We start from the raw sequence: 12,458 nt of genomic DNA, 5'->3' as shown, positions 1-12,458 counted from the left end.
TTTTAACAGTTAAGCAATGTCCTTTATAATTATGACCTCGATTGCTGCTTTTTTAGTAGTGATCATTGCGCTAGTACTAATCCTACTCTTTGCGCAATCCAAATTGGTTCAGTCTGGTGATGTGAATATCGTGGTAAACGGAGACTCATCTAAACCTATCGTGACCGGTGCTGGTTCTACTCTATTAAGTACACTTAGTGCTGAAAAAGTATTTCTTCCATCTGCATGTGGTGGAGGTGGTACATGTGCCATGTGTAAGTGTAAAGTGATCGAAGGAGGAGGAGATGTTCTTCCTACTGAGGTAGGTCACTTGAGCAGAACCGAACAAAAAGAAAACGTGAGACTTGCATGTCAGGTAAAAGTGAAGAACGACATGCAAATCGAGATTCCAGAAGAGATTTTTGGAATTAAGAAGTGGGAGTGTGAAGTTATCTCTAACTACAATGTGGCCACTTTTATCAAGGCATTTACTGTAAAGCTTCCAGAAGGCGAAACTCTGAACTTTGAAGCTGGTGGATACATCCAAATAGATGTTCCTAAAATTGAAGTTGATTACAAAGACATTGATATTTCTCCGGACCCTAGCGATCCAGCTGGTCCAGATAAGTTCAAAGAGGACTGGGATAAATTCGGTCTGTGGGATCTGAAGATGAAAAATGATGAAGAAATCTTCAGAGCATACTCTATGGCTAACCACCCAGCAGAAGGAAACATTGTGATGCTGACTATTCGTATCGCAACTCCGCCTTGGGATAGAAACAAAAACGCATGGATGGATGTAAATCCAGGTATTTGTTCTTCTTATATTTTCTCTAGAAAAGTAGGTGACAAAGTAACCATTTCTGGACCTTATGGCGAATTCTTCATCAAAGAGACTGAATCTGAAATGATTTATGTAGGTGGTGGTGCTGGTATGGCTCCAATGAGATCTCATCTCTTCCACTTATTCCATACTTTAAAAACTGGTAGAAAAGTAACTTACTGGTACGGTGGTAGATCTAAAAGAGAACTATTCTACGAAGAAGATTTTAGACAAATCGAAAGAGAGTTTCCTAACTTCCAATTTGAAATCGTACTTTCAGATCCATTGCCAGAAGATAACTGGGTAGAGAAGAAAGATATGGATGATAAAGAGGGTGATGGCTTCTTAGGTTTCGTTCACAATGCAGTGATTGATCAGCAACTTAAGAAACACGATGCACCAGAGGATATTGAGTTCTATTTCTGTGGGCCTCCAATGATGAACCAAGCAGTTTTGAAAATGTGTGATGACTGGGGGGTTCCTCCAGAAAATGTATCATTTGATGATTTCGGAGGTTGATCTGTCAAAAACGAATTTTACGAAAGCCGCTCCAAAAATGAAGCGGCTTTTTTATTTCTACTACTTTATAAATTGGCTATATAAATAGAAATAAGTTGATTTAGTTCTTTCTAAAAGATCGATTATAAGACCTCACTTCCAACAATGCTTTCAATCCTTGCCAAGTAGAATAATAAGAAACTCCTTCCTTTTTATTAGCAATAGAAATATCACAAAGTCTGTCTAAGTGGTATTTTATATCCCTATAACCTTTCCAGAGGGAACGGCCAGGATGGTATATGTGAGCAGGTTCAGCACCTGAACCATTTAATTCCATGATTTTGATATTCTTACCTTGATACAAATCTTCAATGGAGCTACATCTTAGATCAAACCTCCCAAAATAAAAACCGTCAATCTGTTTGCTAATATGATCAAATGTTTGTGTCAGCTGATCTGTGATTAAATGGTTTGCATTGAGAAATTTAGTCCCTCGACAATGGTTACCTATTGGTACAATTAGCTTTTTTTCTCCTTTTTCAGGAATGTAATTAACTAATATCGGATCTTTTTCACTTATCGTCTCTAGGTGCATTTTTGCTCTTGAAGAATCAGTCATTAACTGTGCAACTGTAGACTTTCCATCTCCCACGACATGAAGAAGTTCCTTCATCACCACAGAGCTTACCACACCTTTTTTCTCATTTGGTAACCGATGATAAAAAACACCAAGCTCCAATGAATAATCTATGAACTCTTGTGCAAGGAAAGGAACCTTTATTTCAGTCAAATAATATTCAAGCTCGATTTTGCTAGAAATTTTTTCAACCATCCACCCTCTATTACCAATGTTTGGTTTTAGAATAAACGGAAATATTATTCCGTTTGAGTTTAAAGTCTCTAACAATTCGCTAGAGGAGATATTTGGTTCAAAACGTATAGTTTTAGGCAAAAACTCATCTGGAATAAGATCATAGATTTTATCTTTTGCCTCACCTAACATTCCTCCAAACTCAATCTCTGGGTTTGCCGCTGTAAAGAAGAAAAATGACTTCGATCTAAGAGACAGCCAGACCCAATAAGGGACAAAAGGCCAATAAACAGCCCAAAAAGGCCAATATTCCCATCTAGACAGCTTTATCCTAAAAATAGACTTTTGATTGTCTGGTTTTACTGAATTTTCTTTGCTGTGCTTCAAATGAAGGAAACTCAGAGCTGACAACATTACTTACTCAATTGGAGTTCTTTCCTGTATTTAAGAGTGGAGCTTGCAACGCCAAACCCCTTGTCTAATTCCATCTCAGAATCGATTTCCATTAGCCCAACTCTAATGAGAGCCATGTGATGAACTGCATGCTCAATATTATAAATGAGCTCTCTATTCAAATTGGTTGGAACTCTAGTATCTTCACCTTCACCGTATGACTGGATAAGTTCCAAATCAATGTTGTCCTCTACATTTTTTAAGAAATTTGATATTCTATCAAGACAATTTTGAGCTTGAGAAGTATTACTTTCTAAAAAAATATCTCGTCTTCTACTATCGTAGTCTACTGTTCCATTTGGGATCCCTTCAAACAAGCAAGTATAAAATTCAAGAGTATGTCTTACATGTTGACCAATCGACGAACCATTGAGTATCGGTAAAGTCCTACTATAATCTGTATCAGATAGTCTGGTTAATAATTCAGACAGTTGATTGAAGATATTTTGTGATGTAACAACAAGGCTCATAAGGTGTAGTAGAGAGTTAAGTATCAAAAATAAAATAAGTACTGAAAAAGACTGCTAAACTCAACTTTTGTTACGACAAAAAAGTTCCTTACACCGATCTATATGTGCCCATCACACGATATTTTATTATATTCAATAAACTAAATAGTTCATGCATAGGCATTTATAACTCAAATCATGAAAAATTTCCGCTCAACGAGGGATTGTCTTTGAATTCCCGTCAAAAGGCACACAACGAATGAAGAACAAGTATGAAAAAGAATAATAGCAAATGGTTCCAATATTTCATGTCAACGATATTTTGCATTGCTGTAATAGTTTATGGATGTGACGAAGCAACCGAAGAAGTTGATAATTCTGATGATAACCAAGAACAAGAAGATGATTCCGGAAACTCAAGCAACGATACTAATGCCCCAGATATCAGTGTATTAAAAGATCTTTTTTACTCTGATAATGTGACGTTTGAAATCTCAGAAAATACCATCAAGATTACTACCAAAGACCTTCCTGATCATAAGAGTATGTACTACCCCTCTGACGATCCATTGTACGCCACCTATGATGAACCAGACAATAAGGATTTTAAAAAGAACCCTGGTGAGATTGCAGCACAAAATATAGTTTTTACTATCCCTAGATTTCCTGAGGAGGCAACTAATAAAGAAGCAACAGGAATGGGCCCTATGGGTGTAGCTATCAATAGTGTGGCATTTTTTAATCAATCAGCCGCTCCAGGAGACGACATCTTGGATGAACTAAATACTTTCGATCAATATGAAGGTCACCCTGCTGGCGATACTTACCACTATCATACAGAACCTGTTTGGTTGACTGAAGCTTCAGGAAATGAAGATGCTGATGATGAAAGATTCTTAGGCCTCTTGATGGATGGCTTCCCTGTTTATGGTCCTGTCGAAGATGGAACGAGATTAGAAAATGACGATTTGGATGATTATCACGGCCATAGTCATGCAACTGATGAGTTTCCTGATGGAATATATCATTATCATATCACAGATGATCTTCCTTGGATCAATGGCGATGGATACTTTGGTACTCCTGGTACGAAAACGCAATAATGAAATTAGTAATAGTGTATATAAGACCTATTTGTCTCTTGACAATAGGTCTTTTGTTTTCATGTCGCCCTAATACTTCTCAAGATATTTCAGTACCAGAAATTGAACTAACATGGAATGAGAACTTCTATTTAGATAATGGAGTTGTTTACCTTGATAGTATACCATATTCAGGGTACTTGCTTTCCTACAGGAATGAAAAATTATATTCCAAAGAGGGTTATTATGACGGTAGACTACATGGAACTACGGCAAAATATTATTCAGATGGAAAATTGATGCAGGTACGTCCATATGCTAACGGGGAAAAAGATGGTGAACATCTAGGATATTACCCAAACGGTAAGTTGAAATTCAAATATTATTTTGAGGATGGGCTTAGTCAAGGAACGCACTATGAATGGTATAAAGATGGTAACCCTAAAGCAGAAATGAACTATATAGATGGAAGAGAACGTGGTCGGCAAAGAGTATGGAGACCTGATGGAAAATTAAGGTCTAATTACATTACTAGAGAAAATGGTCGTCAATATGGAATGCTTGGAATCAAGCGCTGCACCAAGATTGACGGTCAATCAGGAAACATTGATCCCTATACGGCGAAGGAGAAATGAAACAATTATTATTTTTTTCTATCCTCGTTTTTTTATGGTCTTGTACTAAGCAAGAAAAAAGAGAAACCATCACTACTGTAATAGATCTACCCTATTATTCGGATGCTCAACTCAATGCCGTATGGTATGATGACAATGACCCTCTATTAGATAAACTTCACCGGATCACTGATTTTTCTTTCTATAACCAAGACGGGAAAATAGTAACTAACGAAACGGTAGAAGGAAAAATTTACGTTACCAATTTCTTCTTTTCAATCTGTCCTAATGTCTGCCCTAAAATGACTAAAAACCTACATAGGGTTCAAAATGAGTTTATCACAAATGATCGAGTAATGATATTATCTCATACGGTAATGCCTTGGGTAGACTCTGTCGGACGTTTAAATGAATATGCAAAACTCAACGATATCAATTCTTCAAGATGGCATCTCTTGACAGGAAAAAAAGAAGACATATATAGTATCGCTAGAACCTCTTATTTTGCTGATGAAGGCTTTGGCAAAAGCATCACTTCCAATGAAGACTTTTTACATACGGAAAGCATAATTTTGATTGATCAAAATCGACATATACGTGGAGTATACAATGGAACTATTCCATTGGATATTAGTCGATTAATTGATGATATTCATTATTTGCTAGAGAAAAGTACATGATCGCAGTACAACGAGAAATCACCCTTCCAGCTTATTCTAGAGGTTTTCATTTAATAGAAGAGGAAGTGTTTTCCGAAATCCCAGAACTTAGACAAGTCAAAATCGGAACGCTTAATGTTTTTATCAAACATACTTCAGCGAGTCTAACCATCAATGAAAATGCCGATCCAACAGTACGTACCGACTTCGAAAGTCACTTCAATAAATACGTTCCTGAAAACGCCCCATACTATAGACATACTTACGAGGGATCTGATGATATGCCTGCCCACATCAAAGCTTCATTGCTCGGTAGTTCAATTACTATTCCAATCACAAACGGGCAGCCTAATGTAGGAACATGGCAAGGAATTTATCTCTGCGAACACAGGAATTATGGAGGCCATCGAAAGCTGATATTGACGCTCATGGGCATCTAAATGCGTTTTTTGTATAAATAATACAAAATCATCTTAGTTTTTTATCATACTGATTAGTAACATGTTGGCTCTAGAATTAGCTTAAATTTTCTTTTGGGAGTGGTTAAAATTTCTATATTTGCGGCAACCAGCCTAGGGTTTTTATGTCCTCTTATGACATAGATATAGTTAGGTTGGTTAAACTCATTACTTTAACAAAACCATAACTAAACAATGAGAAAGCTAACACTATGGTCACTATTTGTGACTCTAATCTATTTTTCAAGCTGTAGTGGCGATGAGTCACTCGGAGATGGTCCTAGCTTCAGCGAGGACGAGAAAGCCAACACCATTAAGGTGCGGTTCACTTCAGATAGTTATTTACCAGATGATGAAGGAAAAAGAGTAATCGTAGCTACTTATTCCGAATTAGGCGAAAGTACTGGTTCTTCTACTACTAGAACTTTAGCAGAATCTGATATCATGTTCTCTTATGTAGAATCTACTTTGACCGACACGACTGTAGTAGATATCATTCCTCCAGCCGGTACCAAACCATACCACATCCTCTCTTTTGTTCCAGATGATCCTGAATGGGATCTGGCTACAGATGGATTGGCTGATGGTAAATACGCTGCTATAATGGATGAAGAATATAGGGACATCGACTTTTATGTTGAAGACATGGAGACATCTTCTGCTACTGATCTTATCAATGATTTAGATGATTATGGAGATATAGAAAGATCTGTTGATGTTGGTATTACTGTGAACTCAAAAGGCAATGATCTGCATGAAGTTACGGTAACGGCTAGCAACGCAATGGATAATGTAGAAACAATAGAAAGGGTAGTACTTGTGTTAGACGGAGATACCGTTGAAACATTCACAACTAAGCCATATACTGCCTTTATTCAATTGAAAGATGCTGATGCTGGTAGATATTTGCTTGAAGCTTTTGCATTCAACACTGTTGGATATAGAGGTAAAGACCTTCATGGTACTATTGATAAAGATTCAGATGAAATTGATTCAGCACCTATTCCTAGTATTGAGTCTTACCCATCTCAAATTACAGTTGGAGATTCTATTTATGTAACAGTAGCAGAAGGAACCAATGAAATCTCATCTGTCGAATTCTTAATCGATGGTTCATCAATAGGTTCAGATTCTAACCCTACTAATCAAGATATCGGAAGTGGATTAAATGATTACTATGCTATATTCTGGACTCCATCTGGTAATGCAGACGATGTGGTAGAAATCACAGCAAAAGCAACTGATTCTGAAGGACTGTCTAGCGTAGATAAAGTAAATACCGTATTAACCGCAGCTCCAGACCCTGCACCATAAATCATACTAACCAAAACTTAATAGTTAGAAATAATGAATAAAATAAAAATATTCGTAGTAGCGATTTTAGGATTATTCGCTTCTACCTCTACATATGCTCAGCTTTTGACAAGAGAAAATGTAGATGCTAGATTGATTCAAGGAACTAGACCTGTAGCTGGAAACTTTGGTTTTACAGTAGGAGCTGGTCTAATAGAAATTCAAGAAATGATCGATGACGATGTTGACCTTAGAGGTCTTCCATTGATGAACTTCAACTACTACTTCACTGACAATATCGAATTCACTTTAGGTACGCAGATTTACAATCTTAAAAAGAAGTCTGAAGGTAAATTGTTAGAAGGAACTGGTAACGAGGTTTACAATGAATCAGAAAACTTTTTGAGATTCATGCCTGGGGCTAACTATCACCTAGATCAGTCTAATTTTTGGGACACCTATGGTGGAGCTAACATTATTCTGGGTAACAAGTCTGAAAAGCATGAAATCAGAGATCGTTTGAACGAATCTGGTGACTATTCAGCTGAATCCATGAAGATGTCAAGCTTCGTTTGGGGATTTGACTTACACTTCGGTATCAGAAAATTCATTGCGGACCTTCCATTAGCTATTTCTGTAGAAGCAGGTATCCTAGGAGAAAAAGATTCTAATACCCAATACGAGTATAAAACAGAATCTTCAATCGGAGGGGTAGTTACTTCTCAGGAGTTTTACACCAGAGAAGCCGATTCAGAAGGTGTTTTCTCCGAATTGGAACAAAGTGAATGGGAAATTGGTGCCAACCTTAGATTTGGACTTACATACTTCTTCAGACGATAAACCATAAGGATATGAATTTGAAGAGTTTAATTGCCTTTGTAGTTATGGCGGTGATGGCATCGTCATGCGCTACTTCGGGCTTCTATACGAAGTCTGAACGTAGAACAGTAAAGATGAGTCCAGATATCGTACGTTTGGATTTAGATATTGACAATTTCGAAAACCTTGGTAGTACAGAAGTCTCGGTCATTTCTCGTAGCTACTTTGGTATCAAACGTATTGACTCTGTAAATAATCAATTCTTCAATCGCAGAGATGTGAAGATCGTAGAGTTGACAGGGTTTTCGGATTTGAAACTGAAGCAGGGTGTTCAGAAAGCGGCTTATAAAGTCGTAGATGAATATCCTGATGCCGATTACTATGTAGTAAGTCGTGATTATAGAAAAGAACAACGTCTATTCTTGGGTAAAAAAGTTTGGAGATATGTAGATATCCAAGCTTGGAAATACAAGGATTGATTTTAACAAATAATAGGAACAATAAGAGAAGCGATAGAGTGTTATGAAGAACATGAAAAACAAAGGTTTATTATTATTCTTGAGTGGTATTTTATCTCTTCTCTTTTATCAATGTACAGAGGACGAATCGACACCGGTTCTATTGTCTTTGACGCACCCTAGTCCCAATAGTCAAATATTGGTAGAGACAGAGGCAGGATCAGTTGTGCCTTTGACGTTCAATGCCACTGCTAGCGAAGGGTCTTTGACCAAGCTAGCCGTATACGAGCAAGTCAACTATGGAGCGTTGAAAATTCTGTTGGATTCAACGATAGCTAGAAACAGTATCAGATATATACATAACTATACTGTACCTAAGACTATTGAAGATTCTACGGATATAATATTGATTTTTGAAGTGATTCATACCACTGGCGAGGTCTATGATATCGCCAAAAGGGTGAGAGTCAATGGAGGAACTATTTTGGAAACTTATTCTGGTCTGACTATGTATTCTCATCATTCGGACAAAGAATCAGCTTTCAATCTGGAGAAAAGTGAAATCGTGAGCATCTTAGACTCTGCAAAGGATGTGTCTATAGATATCGCAGATGATACCGTGACAGTAGATGTAGATGTCAATGAACTCTCACGAACTTTGATTTCTCTTTCAGATCTGGAGTTTGTTCATTTCCCTGGCTTCAATTTCAGTAAGGCAACTTCTTCTTCAATTACTCAAGCTTATAGTAGTGGTGAGAAAAGTGTCAAAATGGTTGATATACAACCCAATGATATTTATCTCTTTGGTAGAAACGAGGAAGATGCTCTAGGTGTAATTCAATTTGTGGGGATCAATGATGGCGAAGGCAATCTAAATGATAGCTATGTTTTCAATGTCAAACAAATTACGAGTCCCGATAAATAAGACTATTGTACATTAATATATTGTTCTGATTAACAAATAAAAATCTTATGAAACTAAGCCAATTATTAATATTGATGTGTTTCGGATTAGCTCTTGTCTCATGTGGGGACAGTGAGCAGTTCGCAGACAATGGCGGAAGTACTAATAGATCTCAACTTCCATTTAAGATTGGGTCTACTAGCATAGATGATTCTACTTATCCTCTGGATCAAGGTTATCAATTGTTCTATTCTAAAGATGGCGGAGACAACTTTGTTGATTATCTACCTCTTCTAGAAGACGGACTAGAACTGACTGTAAAGGTAGATGGAGCAGAATCAGGAATTGAAGGATTGACGGCAGATTGGAGTAAAAGTTCTCCAGAACCTATAAGTTCTTCTGGAAATCAAGCTGTTTTCAAGGTCGAGGGAGATATAGAAATTAAAGTGTCCATTGACAACGAAAATAGAATGCGATTTTTGACTGTCAATAGAAGAGGAAGATTCTTTGAATTTGATCTGGAAGATGGACTAGATACTGACTATTTCACTGTTGAAACTGACGATGATGATGATCTAAACGATATAAGAGCGTTCGTCTATCACCCAGGGGAAAATAAGTTCTTTGTATCTGAATCAAACGACGAATCGGGACATCTGTTCTCTATTGATTTAAATATAGATGCTGTGTTAGCAACTACTTTAAATGAAAATGAAGATGGTGGTTGGAACTCCATAAATAGTCTATTAGTCTCCGGAAAAGAGTTACTGGCTTTAGTTGGTTTTGGTGATGAAAAACGACGACTTACTGGCTTTGATACTAATGGAAATGAACTAACAACTCAAAGAGTTGTAATAGATGATTTTTCTTCTGGTGTAGCTATGTTTTACAATGATAAGGGAGAAACGATCGTAACTAAAGCAGAAAGCTCTGATATCATATTACGTAAAATAAATACTACAACAGGTGCTTTAACAGATTACATTACATTCGATACGTTTAACAATTTTGACCATACTATTAATGGCTCGAGAAAACAGCTAACTAGCTTAATGTATCATGAAGGTAAAGCTTATGGTATTATATATGACAATAACGGTACATATGATACATTCTTCGTAGAGTTAGATTTTGATAATGGAGAGGTAGAATACATCGAAAGATGGCAAACTAATAGTGGAGATAGACACTATACTATATTGGCTCTTCCAAATAACATCATTGATAATTTCCTTGAGGAATTGGATGAAGATGATGCAGTTATATTAAGATAAATCTTAGCAATAAAATAATTATACCCCCGATTAAACTGTTAGTTGGGGGTTTTCTTTTTCTAAGGTGTATAAGTTAAGAGACACTCATCAAAGTTCTAATCTAGAAAAATCGCACATCATATATTCCTAGAATAAACCGTTCATATTGTGGAAGAACTCATTCCTTTAGCGGTAGAATTCATGTTTTCATGGAATAGCTCGTACATGGAGTGGAATAAATTATTCATAACTTGGAATAGATCATTAGTCAAGCGGTAGAATCCATTCCTAAACTGGTAGAACTGAATTTTGTGCCGAATAATTCATTTTTGACTGCGTATAACTGAATAGGAAGTATATATTGATTTTGCGGATGAAATGAATACCCTGAAAGAGTTTCAGTCATTATCAAAAGGACCTAACTAGTCTAATCTTCTTCTTTGAAGTCTTATTAAAGTCATACTTTTTGCCACTACCAAAACTAATCCCCCAAGCATTGCTTACGCTACTTTCTGTACTAGTCCAATAGGAGTCAGAACCAAAACCTCCCAGCCCCATTTTCTTAATATTTGAATATATCATGAAGAGCTGATTTCGACTTGGCAGTTTCCAATCTCTATGCCCATTGATATTGGCAAACTTGCAAACCTTTTTTGCAGATTCCCATGTGTAGGTATTGCCTCTATTTAAGTCTTCTTCTGCCACTATGAGACACTTGCCCGTTTCTTCATCTACATGGAATATAAGCCCTCCTTTGTAGGGTGTACCATATAAATCACTGGCTGGTAAGCCTACTTGAATAATTTGTAAAGGTGTATGACCTGCTTTAAGAACTTCTTCTATAGTGACGCCATTCATTAAGTTTTCCTCGAGCGTTTGACCGCCTTTATACTTGGATACTGTAGAACTAGAACCTCCACCGCTATATGCTCGAGAAGTTGAATTGCTTGAAGTAGGCATCACAGTAGCCCCTCCTGCAAAGAAAAACTTACCTGTCAACTGTGACCATTCCTGAGGATTTTGCTCATTATTGCTTTGTTGGCGAACAAGGTTTCTGGTTTGGATGAAAACATCCTCAACTCTTTGAGGAACCATCATTTGTTTTGCGAGAATACTGGTATATAGTCCGTTGGTACCATCACCATCTGCTGCCGTAGAACCCGGAGCAGTGGCATAGGCTATAAGAGTACCACTTGGTGCTGGTATAGCTTTGAAACCACGACTACTTCCTCTTGACCAAGTCTTGAAAGGGTCATTTCTACAGGCATCCAAAATAACCAAATTGATATTGTCTGGATATTCTTCAAATTGCTCAATAACTTCGGATAAGTCTATTGCTTCAAACTTAGCAGAAAGTTTATCCTCTAGCTCTGCATCTACTGGTAATAGATAATTGTTGCCATCCACTTGGATGCCGTGTCCAGCAAAATAGAACAACGCAATATCTGTATTGGCAAGTTCTTTGCTAAACTCGTAGATAGCACGTTCGATTTTATTCTTATCGGCATTAATCTCTGATATCACCTTAAAATCAAGCTTTTCAAGTGTGGTTTTCATCAGTGTAGCATCATTGACGGGATTTTTGAGTTTACCACCGAATTCATAATCAGAATTACCTATCACTAGAGCCAACCTCTTTTCTTGAGCTAATGCTGAAATACAAAATATGACAGTGATGATGAATACAGGAATAGACCTCATGGTAGTTGATTCGATGGATATTGTATCATCAAATGTACTAACTACCAACGAAATACAAGAAAAGTGAAAATACAGAAGAGAGGAATAACCTAAATCAAAAAACTCTAATCTAAAGCCTATGATTCCAACAAACCCAAAATACTATTCGGTCAATTAGGTACGCTCTATTTACAGATCCGTTTAGAAGTATTGATAACCCTCAAA

At 37.0% G+C, this 12,458-nt stretch carries 13 protein-coding genes; 10 read left to right on the top strand and 3 right to left on the bottom strand.

What is annotated here, in order from left to right; all coding sequences use genetic code 11:
• Nucleotides 1-16: 16 nt before the first annotated feature.
• On the top strand, nt 17-1,321 hold the full coding sequence (gene nqrF, locus DKG80_RS18640; protein WP_109832896.1) for an NADH:ubiquinone reductase (Na(+)-transporting) subunit F: 1,305 nt from the start codon (nt 17-19) through the stop codon (nt 1,319-1,321).
• Between the two features lie 100 nt (nt 1,322-1,421).
• Here nqrF and DKG80_RS18635 read toward each other — a convergent pair whose 3' ends face one another.
• Entirely contained in the window at nt 1,422-2,498 is a 1,077-nt protein-coding gene (locus DKG80_RS18635) for an ATP-grasp domain-containing protein (RefSeq protein WP_162555984.1), read from the bottom strand.
• Between the two features lie 26 nt (nt 2,499-2,524).
• Nucleotides 2,525-3,034: a DinB family protein gene (locus DKG80_RS18630; RefSeq protein ID WP_109832894.1), complete on the bottom strand. Its 510-nt coding sequence runs from the start codon at nt 3,032-3,034 to the stop codon at nt 2,525-2,527.
• Nucleotides 3,035-3,285: 251 nt separating this feature from the next.
• Here DKG80_RS18630 and DKG80_RS18625 point away from each other — a divergent pair, with 251 nt between their 5' ends.
• The 9 genes from DKG80_RS18625 to DKG80_RS18585 all read left to right on the top strand — a co-directional run bounded on the left by DKG80_RS18625 (nt 3,286) and on the right by DKG80_RS18585 (nt 10,574).
• Entirely contained in the window at nt 3,286-4,116 is an 831-nt protein-coding gene (locus tag DKG80_RS18625) for a YHYH protein (RefSeq protein WP_109832893.1), read from the top strand.
• Nucleotides 4,116-4,730 (top strand): toxin-antitoxin system YwqK family antitoxin, encoded by a 615-nt coding sequence (locus tag DKG80_RS18620; protein WP_109832892.1) that lies wholly within the window; start codon nt 4,116-4,118, stop codon nt 4,728-4,730. The genes DKG80_RS18625 and DKG80_RS18620 overlap by 1 nt, the downstream gene beginning before the upstream one ends.
• Complete coding sequence (locus DKG80_RS18615) at nt 4,727-5,389, top strand: SCO family protein (protein WP_109832891.1); 663 nt, start codon at nt 4,727-4,729, stop codon at nt 5,387-5,389. Before DKG80_RS18620 ends, DKG80_RS18615 begins: the two co-directional genes overlap by 4 nt.
• Nucleotides 5,386-5,808, top strand: coding sequence for a secondary thiamine-phosphate synthase enzyme YjbQ (locus DKG80_RS18610; RefSeq protein WP_185140182.1), 423 nt, complete (start codon nt 5,386-5,388; stop codon nt 5,806-5,808). The genes DKG80_RS18615 and DKG80_RS18610 overlap by 4 nt, the downstream gene beginning before the upstream one ends.
• Nucleotides 5,809-6,021: 213 nt before the next feature.
• The gene (locus DKG80_RS18605; protein WP_109832890.1) at nt 6,022-7,140 is read left to right on the top strand and encodes a hypothetical protein; all 1,119 of its coding nucleotides are present in this window, start codon (nt 6,022-6,024) and stop codon (nt 7,138-7,140) included.
• 33 nt (nt 7,141-7,173) lie between these two features.
• The gene (locus DKG80_RS18600) at nt 7,174-7,959 is read left to right on the top strand and encodes a hypothetical protein (RefSeq protein ID WP_109832889.1); all 786 of its coding nucleotides are present in this window, start codon (nt 7,174-7,176) and stop codon (nt 7,957-7,959) included.
• Nucleotides 7,960-7,970: 11 nt separating this feature from the next.
• The gene (locus tag DKG80_RS18595; RefSeq protein ID WP_162555983.1) at nt 7,971-8,417 is read left to right on the top strand and encodes a hypothetical protein; all 447 of its coding nucleotides are present in this window, start codon (nt 7,971-7,973) and stop codon (nt 8,415-8,417) included.
• Nucleotides 8,418-8,460: 43 nt separating this feature from the next.
• Nucleotides 8,461-9,321: a hypothetical protein gene (locus DKG80_RS18590; RefSeq protein ID WP_109832887.1), complete on the top strand. Its 861-nt coding sequence runs from the start codon at nt 8,461-8,463 to the stop codon at nt 9,319-9,321.
• Between the two features lie 47 nt (nt 9,322-9,368).
• Entirely contained in the window at nt 9,369-10,574 is a 1,206-nt protein-coding gene (locus tag DKG80_RS18585; RefSeq protein ID WP_162555981.1) for a hypothetical protein, read from the top strand.
• Nucleotides 10,575-10,961: 387 nt separating this feature from the next.
• On the opposite strand, the gene DKG80_RS18580 is transcribed toward DKG80_RS18585, so the two are convergent.
• The gene (locus tag DKG80_RS18580) at nt 10,962-12,254 is read right to left on the bottom strand and encodes a caspase family protein (protein ID WP_109832885.1); all 1,293 of its coding nucleotides are present in this window, start codon (nt 12,252-12,254) and stop codon (nt 10,962-10,964) included.
• Nucleotides 12,255-12,458 lie beyond the last annotated feature (204 nt).

The sequence above is a fragment of the Reichenbachiella versicolor genome (assembly GCF_003171675.1).
Taxonomy (GTDB): Bacteria; Bacteroidota; Bacteroidia; order Cytophagales; family Cyclobacteriaceae; genus Reichenbachiella; species Reichenbachiella versicolor.
This window is presented reverse-complemented; position numbering and strand designations above follow the sequence as displayed.